Annotated in this window: 10 protein-coding genes; 2 read left to right on the top strand and 8 right to left on the bottom strand. The window is 49.9% G+C overall.

Annotation, left to right across the window (positions count from 1 at the left end):
• Positions 1-325: 325 nt before the first annotated feature.
• Both RDO88_RS08065 and RDO88_RS08070 read right to left on the bottom strand, forming a co-directional pair.
• On the bottom strand, positions 326-3,292 hold the full coding sequence (locus RDO88_RS08065) for a PEP/pyruvate-binding domain-containing protein (RefSeq protein ID WP_307758882.1): 2,967 nt from the start codon (positions 3,290-3,292) through the stop codon (positions 326-328).
• Between the two features lie 125 nt (positions 3,293-3,417).
• The gene (locus RDO88_RS08070; protein WP_307758883.1) at positions 3,418-4,749 is read right to left on the bottom strand and encodes a zinc-dependent metalloproteinase lipoprotein; all 1,332 of its coding nucleotides are present in this window, start codon (positions 4,747-4,749) and stop codon (positions 3,418-3,420) included.
• A gap of 276 nt (positions 4,750-5,025) precedes the next feature.
• Here RDO88_RS08070 and gdhA point away from each other — a divergent pair, with 276 nt between their 5' ends.
• Positions 5,026-6,363, top strand: a complete 1,338-nt coding sequence (gene gdhA / locus RDO88_RS08075; RefSeq protein ID WP_307758884.1) for an NADP-specific glutamate dehydrogenase — start codon at positions 5,026-5,028, stop codon at positions 6,361-6,363.
• 201 nt (positions 6,364-6,564) lie between these two features.
• Positions 6,565-7,728, top strand: coding sequence for a M24 family metallopeptidase (locus tag RDO88_RS08080; protein ID WP_307758885.1), 1,164 nt, complete (start codon positions 6,565-6,567; stop codon positions 7,726-7,728).
• Positions 7,729-7,875: 147 nt separating this feature from the next.
• On the opposite strand, the gene RDO88_RS08085 is transcribed toward RDO88_RS08080, so the two are convergent.
• The 6 genes from RDO88_RS08085 to RDO88_RS08110 all read right to left on the bottom strand — a co-directional run bounded on the left by RDO88_RS08085 (position 7,876) and on the right by RDO88_RS08110 (position 16,604).
• A complete protein-coding gene (locus RDO88_RS08085; protein WP_307758886.1) occupies positions 7,876-9,015 on the bottom strand; it encodes an acyltransferase family protein in 1,140 nt (379 codons plus the stop codon).
• Positions 9,016-9,113: 98 nt separating this feature from the next.
• Positions 9,114-9,689 (bottom strand): Crp/Fnr family transcriptional regulator, encoded by a 576-nt coding sequence (locus RDO88_RS08090; protein ID WP_307758887.1) that lies wholly within the window; start codon positions 9,687-9,689, stop codon positions 9,114-9,116.
• Positions 9,690-9,723: 34 nt separating this feature from the next.
• Positions 9,724-10,710, bottom strand: coding sequence for a DUF3843 family protein (locus tag RDO88_RS08095; RefSeq protein ID WP_307758888.1), 987 nt, complete (start codon positions 10,708-10,710; stop codon positions 9,724-9,726).
• Positions 10,711-10,725: 15 nt separating this feature from the next.
• The gene (gene ruvA, locus RDO88_RS08100) at positions 10,726-11,331 is read right to left on the bottom strand and encodes a Holliday junction branch migration protein RuvA (protein ID WP_307758889.1); all 606 of its coding nucleotides are present in this window, start codon (positions 11,329-11,331) and stop codon (positions 10,726-10,728) included.
• Between the two features lie 231 nt (positions 11,332-11,562).
• Complete coding sequence (locus tag RDO88_RS08105) at positions 11,563-13,326, bottom strand: RagB/SusD family nutrient uptake outer membrane protein (protein ID WP_307758890.1); 1,764 nt, start codon at positions 13,324-13,326, stop codon at positions 11,563-11,565.
• Positions 13,327-13,352: 26 nt separating this feature from the next.
• Complete coding sequence (locus RDO88_RS08110; RefSeq protein ID WP_374043924.1) at positions 13,353-16,604, bottom strand: SusC/RagA family TonB-linked outer membrane protein; 3,252 nt, start codon at positions 16,602-16,604, stop codon at positions 13,353-13,355.
• Between the last annotated feature and the right edge of the window lie 258 nt (positions 16,605-16,862).

Raw genomic sequence — 16,862 nt, forward strand, 5'->3', positions numbered from 1 at the left:
CGAAATGCTGCAAGTCCTTTTTTTAGGAAGAAAGGTTCTTTTTTTAAGAATTTGAGGCTAAAAGGGACAAAATAACCTGCAAGGGCTGTTTCTTTTTTAAGATATAGGAAAGAAGGACGGTGGAAAGAATGAACAATAGACTGAAAGTTGCGACAGCTCGATACGAAGGGTTAAGGTTGTTACCTTTGAAGGGAACGGTTGTTTCCTTTAAAGGGTAACGCCCGTTCCCTTCAAGGGTAACGCGCGTTTCCTACTATGGGGAACAGTTGTTCCCAAGTACAGGTAACGCCCGTTTCCACTGGGAGGAAACGGGCGGAGGAAAGCTTTATTCCGGCATCATCACGACGCCCTGCTTCTTCTTGCCGTCCATCTTGACGGTCATGGGGCGGTCGAAGCGGATGTGGCGCAGGTACTCCGTTTCGTGCAGGGCGGGCTGTGCGTTGAGGAAGTCCTGGTTGTAGATGCCGTCGTTCATGTAGGCGTTGATGGTGAAATAGCCCACGCCGAACGACGTCAGGTTCTGGAAGAAGTGGGTGCCCTGGCTGGGGTCTACGCGGTAGTTGGTCAGGCCGGCTTCCACGATGACGCGGGCCGCGCTGATGTGGGGCCACTTCACGGGAATGCCCAGCCACGTGTCACTGCTGCCCCAGCGGCCGGGGCCTACCAGTACGTAGTTGCGTCCCTCGTCCAGGAACTGCTGGTTTAGCTTCTCTATCTCCCAGGCAATCTTCTGGTTGTTCGATGCGCTGTAGTGGTCGGTTTTCACGTAGACGATGTCGTAGAGGTCGTTCATGATGCCGTGCCCCAGCGAGTTGTTGGAGCGAAGCAGCAGGCGTTCGTCGGGGATGGCGGCAAGGTCTTCGTCGAGTACGGCGTTGTTGTCCACGATGGGGCGTATCTGCAGCAGGTAGAAGGTGCCCGTCTTGTCTTTCTCGCGGCTCATTGTGGCGGCAAACTCGATTTCTACGGGCCGGCGCATCTCTTCCTGCCCATATTTCAGGGCCAGCTGCAGGAGGCGCGGCAGGGGGAAGACGTCGTGCTGCAGGATGTTGGCAAAAGTGATGACCTTGCGTCCGCCCGGATACAGGCCGTCGCGGATAATCTGGTCGTAGGGGTCGTAGGTCGAGGCGATGTAGTTGAGGGCCCCGTCCTTCTCGGCTTCCTTGACATGCAGTTTCAGCAGGTTGAAGCCGTCGTCGATGGAGAAGTCGTGGCCGGAGTTGCTCAGGTCGAGGGCGTAGAACCGGGTCTGTGTCTCGCGCAGGGCTATCTCCATCTCGCTGGTCTGCAATACTTTGTTGGGGTGGTAGGGCGAGAAGCGGAGTGTCAGTCCGCCGTCCACGATGTACTTGCCCAGTCCGAGGGCCAGGTTGACGATTCCTTCTTCGGCCTTCTCGTCGCCCAGGGGATAATAGTTGAGCGAACGTGCCACACCCGACATGCTGGGATAGAAGCGGGGACCGTACTGATTGCCCACCACTTCCTGCAGGATGACAGCCATCTTCTCCTGGTCGATGACGTTGCTCGTGGCCTGCATGTAGGCCTTGGAGTCGCGGAAATATACCGAGGCATAGACACCCTTGATGGCGTCGCTCAGCATGCGGAGCATCTCGTACTTGTCGTCCAGATAGGGTATCATATACGTGTTGTAGATGCCGGCGAAGGGCTGGTAGTGTGAGTCTTCGAGCAGTGACGACGAGCGCACGGCGATGGGCGACTTCACCACGTCGAAGAAGGTGAAGAAGTCTTCCACCAGGCGGTCGGGCAGCTTGGCCTTGAGGAAATAGCGCAGGATGGTATGGTCGTCTGCGTCCGACAAGGCTACCTGATAAAGATTGTTGGTGTCCATAAACTCGTCGAACACGTCGGTACAGAGCACCACGGTCTTGGGGATGGCTACACGGGCGTTGTCGAACTCCTCGAATTCGGGATGGCGTTTCACCAGGTTGTCGATGAAGGCCAGACCACGGCCTTTGCCTCCCAGCGAACCTTCGCCGATGCGGGCAAAGTTGGAGTAGCGGTCGAAGCGGTCGCGCTTGAAGACGGCCACCACGCCCTGATTCTTCATCTTGCGGTATTTGACGATGGCTTCGAAGATAATCTGGCGGTGGGCATCCACGTCCTGGAGTGTGTTCCACGTGATGGGCTTCAGGAACTCGGCGATGGGGAACATGGCGCGCGAGTAGAGCCAGCGGCTGATGTGGTTTCGGCTGATATGGTAGAGGAACGACTCCGAGGGGACGGCAAACAGAATGTTCTGCAGCTCCTTGAGGTTCTTCACACGGGCTATTTCTTCCATCGTGTCGGGATTACGGAAGATGAAGTCGCCGAAACCGAAGTTGTCCGAAACGATACGGCGCAGGTCCACGTCCATCTTCTTGGAGTTCTTGTCGATGAAGGCGGCTCCGTATTTGTTGGCATAGGTCATGTTTTCTGTTTCGGACGACTGGATGATGAGCGGCACGAAGGGGTCTTCCTTGCGGATGGCGGCACAGAGTCGGATACCTGCCAGACCGTCCTTCTCACCGCGTTCGGTGCGGGGAAAGCGGACGTCGGTCACCACACCCAGTATGTTGTTCTTATACTTGCTGTAGATGGAGATGGCCTCGTCGTAGGTGCGGGCCAGCACGATTTTGGGGCGTCCGCGCATGCGCAGCGTGCGCTGGTGGGCATTCAGCGCTTCGGTACTGAACTCCTGGCTCTGCTTCAGTACGAATTTGTAGAGGTTGGGCAGCAGGGATGAGTAGAAGCGGATGCTGTCTTCCACCAGCAGGATGGCCTGTACGCCCACTTCCTTGACGTCGTGCTCCAGGTTCATCTTGTCTTCTATCAGCTTGATGATGGATACCAGCAGGTCTGTGTTGCCCAACCAGCAGAACACGTACTCGAAGGCACTGAGGTCTTCGTTGGCGATGCGCTTGGTGATGCCGTGGCTGAAGGGTGTCAGGATGACCATGGGGATGCTGGGCCAGGCGGCCTTGATGGTGCGGGCTACGTCGAAACCTTCGTTGTCGCCCGTGCCGGGCATGCAGATGATGAGGTCGTAGGTCATGTTCTTCAGCTGGGCCAGGGCCTCGTCGCAGGTGCTCACCTGGGTGAAGCGGGGCGGGTAGCGCAGGGACAGGGAGGTGTATTCGTTGAATATCTTCTCGTCGATGCGCCCGTCGTCTTCCAACATGAAGGCATCATAGGGGTTGGCTATCAGGAGCACGTTGAAGATACGGCGGGTCATCAGGTTGGCGAACTGCGTATCTTTCAGATAAAGCAGATTGAGTTTCAGTTTGCTGAGCATGTTTTTCCAAAATTAGTAAGGCAAAATTCGTGTTTTTTCTTGGGATATGCAAGTGCGGTTACAAAAAAAGAGGATGCCTCTCCCTTTTGTTGAGGCATCCTCTTACTTGCGGTTCGTTGTCTGCATCAGTGCTTATAGCACACCTTATATATAATAGGTATGTCGAGCACACCTTGAGGGGCGACGCTGCGTGTGCTTGCAGTCTTTTTGGGTCCGGGAATCAGCGGGCTGTATTCCAGTACGTGGCGCATGCGTTCCCTTTGGTTCAGGCTGAAGCGGTCTGCATAGCTGATTTCGTAGTCCATCAGATTGTAGGAAGTGAAAGTATCGTCAGGATCCAGGCTGTTGACACGTTCGAATCCGGGCAGCAGATCGGCGAAGTTCCCACTTTTCATATAGGCACGGTAGGCTTCAATCATTGTTGTGTTTTGGTAGATGTCGCGGTTGTAGGGCTTGGTGTCTGTACAATAGTCCGAGTCGGCGTTGGGATCATCGTCTTCGTTGAAGGCGTGGTGCAGGCCCAGGTAGTGTCCCAGTTCATGGGCAAGGGTTACATTGGCGTCCCCCGAGTTGTAGCCGCCGCTGGGAGTGTCCTGGTCAAAATACAGGCTGTTGATGGATACGCATTGCGGATATCCCAGATTGGAGTTATCCATGTGGGTGTATTCCACGGCTTGCAGTCCTTCCAGGTAGTTCTTGCCCTGTGTAGACAAGGGCAGGTGTGAGATGCCCAGGATGATGCCTCCATCTCCCACTTGGGTAAAGTTATAGAGCATGATGTTGATATACTTGTTCATGTCCCAAAGCAGGTTCTTGATTTTCTCGCTTGAGCTTTGCATGAAATTCTCGCAATCGATGGGCATTTCATCCCAAGTAATGTATTCTACTCCCGGTATTTCCAGCGTATTGCCTTGAGCATCTGTTTCGGGCAGATAGAATTCGAGGTTGATGTCCTGACCTGCATCGCCACCGGTCGCAATAGTCTTTCCGTCGTAATATTGGTTCACTTTGTCCAATACCTGCTTGATGCGGTTGGCACTAATGTATTGGTGCGGGTCGTTTTTATCCTTATATAATACGTGGAAGATGACAGGGATTCTGTAGGTCAGTTCCTCTCCTTCGGGAAGGGCTTTTTGTGTGATGCTGATGTTGGTTTGGGCGCCGTTGCAGTAGATGGTCACTGTGCCGGTACGGTCCTTGGCAATGTTACCTGCAACTTCTATCGTGATGGTGGCGTTGCCCGTACCTTTTCCGGGTGAAACGGTACACCAGTCTTTATTGAGGCTGGTAGCTGTCCATTCGCCGGCAGTTTCAATCTGGAGGGAAAGGGTTTTCCCTTCGGGGGGAACATCGGTGAATTTGTCTTGCGACAGGGTGAAAACGGGTTCGTCGCTACTGCAACTTGCCAATATCAGGCAGAAGAGAGCAGTCAATAGATAAGTCAATCTTGTTTTCATGTCTGGATAAACTGGTTAAATGTAAAATGGTATGTTAAAGTCATAAATGCAAAAATATGAATAAAATCTGAATTCTTATCATATCGGTGGCATTTTCTTTTTATAATCTTTACTTATAGGATATCGAAATGACATTTTATTATTATTTGCTTATTTTTTCGCTAAAAAGTTTAGGTGGTTTGAAAAGAATCACTATATTTGCAGTGTTGTTGGTTGACAAATTGTCTGCCGGCAAGAGAAAGGAATCCATTGATAAACCTTCTAAAACGTAATATTATGAATATTGAACGTATTATGGCCTCTCTGGAGGCAAAACATCCCGGCGAGTCTGAATATCTTCAAGCCGTAAAGGAAGTGCTTCTTTCTATCGAAGATATCTATAATCAGCATCCTGAATTCGAGAAGGCTAAGATTATCGAGCGTCTGGTGGAACCCGACCGTATCTTCACATTCCGTGTCACTTGGGTAGACGACAAGGGCGAGGTTCAGACCAACTTGGGCTATCGCGTACAGTTCAACAATGCCATTGGTCCGTACAAAGGCGGTATTCGTTTCCATGCTTCAGTCAATCTGTCTATCTTGAAGTTCCTGGGATTTGAACAGACGTTCAAGAATGCCCTGACGACGTTGCCTATGGGTGGCGGCAAGGGAGGTTCGGACTTCTCTCCGCGCGGCAAGAGCGACGCTGAAATCATGCGTTTCTGCCAGGCCTTTATGTTGGAGTTGTGGCGTCATGTAGGTCCCGATATGGATGTTCCTGCCGGTGATATCGGTGTAGGCGGCCGTGAAGTGGGCTATATGTTCGGTATGTACAAGAAACTGACCCGTGAGTTTACAGGTACCTTTACCGGTAAGGGACTGGAGTTCGGCGGTTCGCTGATTCGTCCCGAGGCTACCGGTTTCGGTGGTCTGTATTTCGTAAACCAGATGTTGCAGACCAAGGGTATAGATATCAAGGGTAAGACGGTGGCCATCTCTGGTTTCGGAAACGTGGCATGGGGTGCCGCTACCAAGGCTACTGAACTGGGTGCCAAGGTGGTAACCATCTCTGGTCCGGACGGCTACATTTATGATCCCGACGGTATCAGTGGCGAGAAGATCGATTATATGCTGGAACTCCGTGCATCGGGTAACGATATCGTAGCTCCGTATGCCGAACAGTTCCTGGGTGCTACATTCGTGGCCGGAAAACGTCCTTGGGAAGTGAAGGTGGACATTGCGCTGCCGTGTGCAACCCAGAATGAATTGAACGGTGACGATGCCCGTCATCTGATAGACAACAATGTGCTCTGTGTAGGCGAAATCTCGAATATGGGATGTACGCCGGAGGCTATTGACCTCTTCATCGAACACAAGATGATGTATGCGCCGGGCAAGGCTGTCAATGCAGGTGGTGTGGCTACCAGCGGACTGGAAATGTCGCAGAATGCCATGCACCTTAGCTGGAGCGCTGCCGAAGTGGACGAGAAGTTGCATGCCATCATGCACGGCATCCACGAACAGTGCGTGAAGTATGGTACAGAACCCGATGGCTACATCAACTACGTGAAGGGCGCCAATATTGCCGGTTTCATGAAAGTTGCCCATGCCATGATGGGACAAGGTATAATTTAAGAGAGAAACTTTGTTTAGTTGTATTTGTATTTGTGGTTTATACTGCCCTGTGCCTGCGAAGGTACGGGGCAGTTTTTTTCTACCTGTTTGTAGGTATTTTCATCGAATCTGTCTGCCCGGAAAGACAACTTGACGTCCGGGACTTGATGCTTAATTCCTAAAATGCTACCTTTGCAGGCAAAACCATAAACGACAAAGAAAATGTTATTTCCAGAATTGAAACAAAGACGCGATAAAATTCGTGTGTTGATGGCCCAGCAGGGAATTGATGCTGCCCTTATCGCGTGTAATGTGAATTTGATTTATACTTACGGACGTGTGGTCAGCGGCTATCTGTATCTGCCGTTGAACGATTTCGCCCGTTTGTTCGTGAAGCGTCCCAATACGATTGAAGGTGAGCACATTATGCCAATTCGTAAACCCGAGCAGTTGCCGGAACTGATTCAGGCATGTGGGTTGCCTTTGCCCCAAAAACTGATGCTCGAAGGTGACGAACTGTCTTTCAAGGAATACAACCGGCTGGCCGCCTGTTTTCCCGAAGCGGAAGTGGTGTCATGCGGCTCTTCGCTGATACGCCAGGCGCGCACCACAAAGACCGAGATGGAGATTGAGTTTTTCCGTCGTTCGGGTGCTGCCCATGCCAAGGCTTACGGGCAGATCCCCACAGTCTACAAGCCCGGTATGACCGACCTGCAGCTTTCCGTTGAGATTGAGCGTCTGATGCGTCTGGAAGGTTGCTTGGGTATCTTCCGTGTGTTCGGACAGAGTATGGAGATATTCATGGGCAGTCTGCTGGCCGGTGACAATGCAGCCACGCCTTCGCCCTACGATTTTGCTTTGGGTGGTGAAGGGTTGGACCCCTCTCTGCCAGGCGGTGCCAATGGTACGCTTTTGCAGCCGGGGCAAAGTCTGATGGTGGACATGGGAGGCAACTTTTATGGCTATATGTGTGACATGAGCCGTGTATATTCCATTGGCAAGCTGAGCGAACAGGCCTATGCTGCCCATCAGACCTGTCTGGAGATACAGGAAGCCGTATCGTCCATGGCCAAGCCGGGCGTCATCTGCGAGGACTTGTACAACAAGGCCATTGAGATGGTGACGAAGGCCGGTTTTGCCGACTATTTCATGGGAGTAGGGCAGAAGGCGAAGTTCATCGGTCATGGTATCGGGCTGGAGATTAACGAGGCGCCTGTTATCGCTCCTCGTATCCGCCAGGAGCTGGAACCGGGTATGGTCTTTGCCCTCGAGCCGAAAATCGTATTGCCGGGAGTCGGCCCGCTGGGTATCGAGAATTCCTGGGTAGTGACGGCCGAAGGTTTGGAGAAGCTGACTACCGCTCCCGAAGAAATCATCGAGCTTTGACAAGCGGTTGTTTGGGAATGTCATGCAGTGCTTCGTGAGCTGCTGATGCTGTGCTTCGTTACCCTCTCATGCAGTGCTTCCTTACACTCTGAGGAAGCACTGCATGACACTCTGAGAAAGTACTGCGTCAGAGTGGTTGGTGGAAGCTCACTTTTTGCTCAACCACCGGCGCACAGGCTCGTCATAAAGTTTCAGGCAGAGCCAGGCCAGCAGGATGCTGCCTGCATAGACGGTGAGAGCCGTGGGCCACACTTCGCCGAACGTATAGTATTTGTGTTCGATCAGCCAGGAGTAGAACAGATACATCACGGGGTAGTGGACGGCGTAGAGCGGGTAGGAGATGTCGCCTGCAAACCGGCATATCCGGGTGGAATGTTTGTCCGTCGTCTTTCCGGAAGCGGCCAGCCACACCAGCAGCGGGAACACGAGGAAGATGCAGAACACTTCGTACAGACCGTTCAGGCAGACACCCTCTTTACCTTCTATATAAGGAACGCAGAACAGTACGAGTAACACGGCTGTACAGATCCAGAAAGCCCCCTTGATTTTGACGGGCTTGAAGTGGCGCGAAAGCAGCATACCCAGTGTGAAGGGGAAGAGCATGCGCAGCAGTCCGCCCAGGAAGTTGGCGCCATCCAGTGTCCATCCTACACCGATCATGCCGTATCCCACCACGTCGAACAGGGCGAACCAGGCCAAACCTACTCCCGACAGGACAGTCAGCAGGGCCAGCATCTTGTTGCTCAGGCGGTGGATGAAGAGCGCATAGAGGATGTTACCGATGTATTCGAAGAAGAGCGACCAGCTCGGCCCGTTCAGCGGAAACATTTCGCCGTTGCCGCGTATGTCATAACAGGCTCCCGGGGCGGCCGGAATGAAGAACATGGCACAGAGCAGGGCAAGCATCACCAGTGAAAGGCTGATGTGGGTGCCGTCCCATTGCACCGAGCCTTGCAACAGATAAAATACCACACCCAGCACAGCTCCCATTACAATCATCGGGTGAAGTCGAATCAGTCGACGCTTGAAGAAGTTGCCCAGACTCATGCTTTTGCCCAAGCGGTCGTCGTAAGCATAACCGATGACGAAACCGGACAGGATGAAGAAAAAGTCTACGGCCAAATAACCGTGGTTGATGACGGTAATGAGGGTACCCCCGGCAGCAAAGGACAGACCTTCGAAGATATGGTAGAACACGACCAGCAGGGCGGCTACTCCTCTCAGCCCGTCAAGTAGCTCATAATGGGGTTTGGTGTCGCTGAAAGCGGCGGAAGAAACTTTTGTCATGGCATTTTTTGTTGTTTAGGACCTTTTGTCCGGTTAATAATGGCGCAAAGTTACGCCGATTCACTATGGAAAAAATTGTCCTGTAACAAAAAATGAGCTTATTGGGATGTTTTTCTGTTCTTTCGGATGCGGCTGAGTGTGGGAAGGGTTATTCCTAAGTAGGAAGCGATATAGCCCAACTGTGCCCTTTGGCATACTTGGGGAAACTGTTCCTGAAAAGCCTCATACCGTTCCTTGGCTGCCAGTGTGAGCCGTTCCTTGTGGGAACGGTGCAGCCGTCGGTATTCATCCTGATGGATTACACGTCCCCAGTTGGCCAGTTCGATGTTGGTCTGGAACAGGTGGAGCAGGCTGGTAAGCGATATCCGGTAGGCGGTTACTTCTTCCAATGTTTCCACATACTCTTCGCTGAGTTTTCCGTAATATAGTTCGTCCATGCTGAAGACAATGCCTCCTTCACACGAAAAAGATGTTGTTATTTCTTCGCCGTTGACCAGCCAGAAAGAGCGTGTCATGCCTTTTTCTATGAAGTAGGCAGCCTTGCAGTATTTGTCTGCTTCTATCAACCGGTATCTTTTGGGGAAGTGGCAGAGGGTCAGTTGTTCTTTCAACAGCCGGATGCTTTCATCGGACACCGGATAAGCGGCTCTCATTTTTTCTATGATGTTTGTCATTGGGCTATGTTTGCTGTGTTTTGGTATTTGTTTTTTAGTCTCCTTCGTAATATTCTCCCAAAAAGTAACGGGCGATGAAGTCCCAATTCTGCTGCAGCACTTCCCGTCCTCCGTCAAAAGGAAGGGTCGCGTCGGGCAGGAGGTTGTGGCACATGCCATACTTCAGCAGGTCGAATGGACAACGGCCGGGCAGGCAGAACAACTCATAACCTTTGACCGAGGCAGCTGCGGCGTTATAGGCCGGATTGCGGGAGTCGAAGAAGCAGGAGGCTACCCCGGGAGCGAGCAGCATACCTTTGGCGTTGGCGTAGATTACGAAATCCTTTTCTTCTTTCAGTTCGGCCAGTATGCCGTCGGGGTGGTCTTGCCATTCCAGTGTGCCGATGAGAAAGTTGCGCAACGTTTCGTACGTGGCAAAATAGAGTAGGGGGTGTCCGTGGCTATATTGCAGGCAGCGTTCCACGTCTTTGGTCAGGCGGGAGCTGGGCGTAACCTCGGGCAAGGAGGTGGCAGGCGTTTCCAGCAGGCTGAGGTCCATGACCCATCCCTCCGGTGAGGGGACATCATTGATGGGTGCTTCTTCAAAGAGGGCATCCATCCGGTCGTAGAGTTGCCCGGCCAGTGTCAGGAGAATCCCGTCATACGGATTCTGGAAACGAAAAGCAGGGTATGTTTCGGACAGATTTTTCCACAGTAGAAAGCATACATCGTCCCGGTTGATTTCGTCCTCAATGTATCCGTCGCAGGCATAAAACGGCAGCGGATGTCCGTACATCTTGCCGTAATGGGTCGTGAATACCTTCCAGCCTCCTGTTTGGGCAATGGCATCCTGAAAGTAGAGGGTAATGTTCACGGCTGCCGCAGTTCTCTTTTCAGTGGTACTGCCGGCAAACAGCGGGGAGGCTGTAATGAGGGGTAGCGTCTCATTGGCGAAGCTCAGGTACCAGGCATCTCCGGGCAGCACCTGTGTACGGCCGTTTGCTTCCAGCCAGCGTTTCATATAGACAGAAGTCGTTTTCATGCGTTTAAATACACTTTAAAGTCTTTTTAAAGCCAGTTTGATGACTTGCTCCACCGGGGCGTCAGGGGTTTCCTTGAGGATGGCCAGTACCACTTTCTGCGAGGCAGCCTGTGCAAACCCCAGCATGGTAAGGGCGGCTACGGCTTCGTCCATAACTTCGTTGCTGGCAGCTGTCTGGAGCGGCAGGCCCGGTTCGACTCCCATGGCGGCAGCCACGGCCCCTGTCTTGATTTTGTCCTTCAGGTCCACGATGATGCGCTGGGCAGTCTTCAGCCCGATGCCTTTCACTGTCTTCAGCAGGTTGGCGTTTTCCGTACTGATGATGTTAATGAGCTCGGATGGTGACAGGGCCGAGAGTATCATACGGGCCGTATTTCCGCCGATACCTGATACGGAGATAAGCAGCAGGAAGAGTTCGCGTTCCTGCTTGTCGGCAAATCCGTAGAGTTGGTAGGCGTCTTCACGGATGGCTTCGTAGACGTATAGCTTGCAGGACTTCTTGCCCTGAATGGCCGAATAAGTGTTGAGTGAGATACTGGCCAGGTAGCCTACACCGTTGCAGTCGATGACGGCGGTTGCCGGACTGAGTTCGGCCAGTTCGCCCCGGAGGTATTCTATCATAAACTTAAAGGTTTTACTCGTTGTTGACTGCAAATGTACGAAATATCCTCGGGATATGGATTGCTTATGAAAAAACTGTTGTCTGTTTGTTGTCTGTTTGTCTTTTCTGTTTAAAATAAAAAAGGTAGTGCATCAAAACTTATGCAAAAGCTTTTGTTTTGATACACTACCCTTTTATTGGGGAAGCGTTCGTCTCACTTTTTAGTGAGACTGAATGCTGCTTGTCTTTTTTTATTCACTCCAACCCGGATTCTGTTTCAGATTCGGATTGATCAGAAGAACATTCTTCGACAGCGGGCTCAAGAAACGCTTGTCATCGTCAGTCCATACACGGCCCGGGTCATTCAATGATTTGGCATAGGGGCGGATATAAGTCTTTCCTTCGTATTCAATCAGTGCACGACCTTTCTCACCGCCGAATGTTCCTTCCTGATACAAGGCAATCACTTTATCGGTTACACGCATACCGAGGAAAGTCTTCGGATTTTCGAACAGCTTGGTAGCTTTCCAACGGATGATGTCGTCGTAGCGGAAGCCCTCACCAACCAATTCAATACGTCGTTCGCGGCGTATCTCGTTCAGTAATGGGGTAACTTCATAACCGTAATCCGGTGCATTGGGGTCTACAAAACCTACTTCTACGGTCAGATGAGGCATGTCAACTCGGTCACGCAGTTTGTTGATGGTCTTGTCGAGTACATCCTGGGTGCATTGTCCCAGTTCATATTTAGCTTCTACATAGTTGAGCAAAACTTCGGCATAACGATAAATGAACCAATCGAAAGTACCGGCATTGGCTGTCCATTGGTCAGGATTGGCCGAAGTCCACTTCACATTGGCATATCCTGTTACACTGCCTGCTGATGATACGTCCGGACCGGAAGCATGGATGTCATTGTACGCATGATTGTATTCTTTTGTTCCGTCACTCTGGATGGTATAGGGGCGATGGATGTTGTCAATAATCTGGTACATACGCGGATCGCGGTTCATCATCTCGTCATCCAGTGTCTCATCACCTTGGTAAAGATTGCTCAGACCTATAGGTTTTCCATCCTTGCACAGGAATGATTCTGCGAAGTCTTTAGAATAACCGCATCCGTTACTACGTCCGGCATTGTGTGTTACCACACCACTTACGTAAGCGCGATACAGGATAGCTTCTTTGTTACCCTCTAAGCTTTCTTGTACAAATTGGTTCTGATAGTCCATCGGATATCCGTCATCGGGAACCATGCTTGCGCCTGAATTACTACCTTTCACGATATCATAGCGTCCGGTCTTCATTATCGCTTCACACATTTCAACTGCTTTCTGCAACAAGTCTGTACTGGATATTGTTCCGTCTGTCTCGTTATGATATTTCTTGTATGTACCATAGTATAGACACACGCGGCTCAGCAGTGTGCGGGCAACGTCTTTGTGGAGTCCGCATTCTTCGGCCGCTTCACGTTCAGGCAACCATGTAATGGCAAATTCCAGGTCTTCGATCACTTTCTGGAGTACATAGTCGCGTGGATCACGGTCTTTGTACAATTCTTCTGTATCGCCGGTATTCAGGTCTTTCTCATACCAAGGTACATCTCCGTAGGTTTTAATCTTTCCGAAGTAATCCAATGCGCGGAAGAAACGGACTTTGGCTACCTGCTCGTTGATATCAGTTTCTGTACCTGATACACGTTGGTAGCGGGTCATGAAGAAGTTCAGATTACGGATGTTGGTCCAATCCCAATCACTTGCATTCTCAACGAGGTATTCGTTGAAAAGCCACGTATTGTAACTCGTTGTTACACGGTTGTCACTTTGAGTATCTCCGTCAACGCCTGCTCCACCCAAATTGGTATAGAAGCGGTTAGCGTACTTTTCAAGGTCGTCTACCGATCTCCAATAGGATTCGTCGGTAAAACTATCTATCGGTGAAATGTCAATGATGTCATTGCAAGAGGTATTAAGCCCCATCACACCGACTAATGCCCATATATATTTCAGTTTCATATTTTTATTGTTTTAGTTGTTAGAAATTAGAGTGTCAGGTTCAGACCGATGGAGATTTTCTTTGAAATCGGGTAGGTCAGGTTGTTCAATGTCTCGGGGTCGAATGCATCATGCAGCTTGGTGAAAGTCAACAGATTTTCGCCCTGAATGTAGAGTCTCAGCTTGGAGATACCCACTTTGGCCAACAGGGATTTCGGCAACGAGTATCCAAGTGTAACGTTCTTCAGACGGCAGTATGCAGCATTCTGCAGGTAACGTGTGCTGACTTCGCGGTTAATCCATTTATTCCAGTCCGGAGCCGGGAAGTAAGCGTCGGTATTGTCTTCTGTCCAGTAGTCCAAAGAAGCCTGATAAGGTACATCCCACTGGGTGGTAAAGCCCCAGAACTGGGCACCACCTACTGCATAGTCACGTTTCAGTGTACCCTGCAGGAACAGTTGCAAGTCAAAGTTCTTGTATTCACCACCCAGTGTCAGACCGAAGTTGTAGCGCGGCGTATTGTTACCAATGATGGTCTTGTCACCCGGATCATCCAGTGTCTCTGAGCACCATGCCAGTTTACCGTCGCCGTTCATATCTTCGTATTTAACGTCACCCGGACGATAGTCAGTGGCCTGCAGACCGGTTTGTGACAGAGAGTTTTCTATTTCTTCATAGCTTTGGAACAAGCCGTATGAAGTCAATCCCCAGATTTCACCGATTTTCTTTCCTACATAATAGCCACTGAATTTTTGTGCTTTGTTGCCGTTGTAGGCTGTGATTTCCGCTTGATAATCGGACAAAGAAAGCTTGGCCCAATAAGAGAAACCGTTATCCAGACGGTCGTTCCATCCGAGAGAGATTTCCCAGCCCTTGGTGCGCATTGAACCATTGTTCATATTACTAAGAGAAGCACCGATTACACTTGGCAATTCGTCAGCAGGTGTAAGCATATCTTCTGTATCACGGATATACCAGTCGAAACTTGTAGTCAGTCGGTTATTTAAGAAAGCGGCATCGAAACCTAGATTCAACTGCTTGACGGTTTCCCAAGTATAGTTGCTGGCTACCAGTGTAGTATAAGGATTGACTACCTGATGCGTTTTACCGTTGAGCAGCCAGCTTGATTCGCCTGTTCCGTAAAGTGGCAGATAAGAGAAGTTGTTTGATAATGCCTGGTTACCCAAAGTACCGTAAGAAGCACGGATCTTCATGTCGTCCCACCAGTTGCTCAACGGACTCCAGAAGTTTTCTTGTGAAATACGCCATGCGCCTGAGAATGAGGGGAAGAAAGCAAAACGATCACCTTTGGGGAACTTCGAAGAACCATCATATCGTCCGTTGAATTCGAACAGATAACGGTCTTTATAGTTGTAGTTCAAGCGGGCAAAATAACCTTGGATACCCCAGTGTGTTTCGCTGGAACCAACATATTTTTCACCGGTTGCCATATCCATATCGGGTACAGAACTGGATATGAGTTCGTTTCGTTGTCCGTAAAAATATTTGTTGTGCTTGTATTCCTGGTTGTAACCTACAGTCAGCTTGAAGTTGTGTGCATCATTGAAGCTCTTGCTGTATTCAGCAAACAGGTTCAGTGAATTGTAGTAATCCTCACTGTTGCCAAACCGAACATAACTTGGTGTAGTCCAAGGGTATACGAGTTCTGTACCAGCTACAGCTCTCATTTCATAAAATTCCTTTCCAACAGCTTGTGTACCTTGGTTATAGAAGTTGAATGTATAGTCGGCATTGATAACCAGTCCTTCCAGCGGGGTGATTTGTACGGCTCCGGTCATCCACAAGTCATTGGTCTTGTATTCGCTCGTACCTCCCTGTTGGGCTACTGCATACGGGTTGGTATATCCACCCTGACCTGCGTAATAATGCTGGTTTTCTTCTACATAGACATAGTTTCCATTTGTCTTGATACCCAGTTCTTCGTCATTGATGGGAGCAGCTCCTTCCTGACGTACCAGGCGGCCGGTGTGTGAGTGGCTGACAGGCATCAGCGGGCTCAAGTCGTTTTTCAACATACCGCCGTAAGCTGTAATACCCGAATTGGCACTGCCGGTGGGGTGGTCTTCCAGTGAATAGGTATGCATGATCTTACCGGAAACTTTCAGCCATTTGGTCAATTGTGAAGATACGCTGATGTTGGCATTGAACTTGCGGTACTTGTCGTCCATCATCTTCAGCAAACCGGTCTGGTCGGCAAAGCCCAATGATACATAATAGGTAGTCTTGTCGTCACCGCCGTTCATCGATACATTGTATTGCTGGGAGAAGCTGGTTCTATACAACTCATTGAACCAGTCTGTACTACCGCAATACTGCCATTGGTTGGCACTCAGTGATTCGTCAAAGAATTCTGTATATTTATAAGTACCGTTTGCGTATGCCTCGGCGTACTTCCACAATGCAGGAGTAGCCAATGAACCGCTACCGCCACCATTTTGATAAGCAATATCGCGCCATGTCAGGTAATCCATGGTGCTTACATTGTGCATCTGTACAGCCGGTGAACTCCAATAACCACTGGCACTGAATGAAATCTGCGGCTTGGTGTTTTTCTTTCCGCTCTTGGTGGTAATCAAGATTACGCCATAGGCGGCACGTGCACCATAGATGGCAGCCGAAGCGGCATCTTTCAATACAGAGATTGAAGCTACATCTTCAGGGTTTACCAGGTTGGGGTCCATCTGCACGTTGTCTACCAGTACCAACGGAGAACCACCGTTGATAGAAGTTGTACCACGTACATTGAATGAAGAACCTTGTCCGGGAGCTCCTGAAACTGTAACGTTCAGGTTAGGAACTACACCCTGTAATCCTTGTCCGATATTGGTGATGGGGCGGCTTTCCAATACTTCACCGTCAACTGCCGCTACAGCACCCGTCAGGTTTACCTTTTTTTGGGTACCGTATCCCACAACAACCACTTCTTCCAGAGTCTGGGAGTCTTCTTTGAGAATTACATTGATAAGTTGTCCATTCCAAGTGATTTCTTGAGTTACATAGCCGATGAATGAAATCTGAATGACATCTCCATGCTTTACATTGTTTAAGGTGAAATCACCGTCAAGTCCTGTTATGGCACCATTGGAGGTACCTTTTACCAAAACAGAGGCACCAATGATGGTTTCTCCTGTAGCATCTTTGACAATACCGGTACATTTACCATTCTGTTGAGTGATTTTTACATCGGTCACGCTTGGGTCGCCGACCGCATAGGCTACTCCTGAAGAAAATCCTAACAGAAGCAGCATCATACTAATTGACTTTAATCGGTTTAACATAAGTTTAAAATTTAAATGTTTATAAAAGTCTATTTAAGGTTTCTTACAGATAAATTTTCCAAAGGTTGCGCTAGGCTTTCATAGAATCAGCTCCAATGGTTTTGCAAATATAATAATTTTTGGATATAAAACAAACAATACTTCGGTAAATTTTTACCGAAAGATTAAAAGTTAAACAATAGAACCGGCAAAAGCTGGTTCGGAAACACTAAAGAGGTCATTGAAATGTTGTCAAAAACGAATGGTTAAGCATGAAGA

This window comes from uncultured Mediterranea sp. (genome assembly GCF_902493215.1).
Classification (GTDB): domain Bacteria; phylum Bacteroidota; class Bacteroidia; order Bacteroidales; family Bacteroidaceae; genus Bacteroides.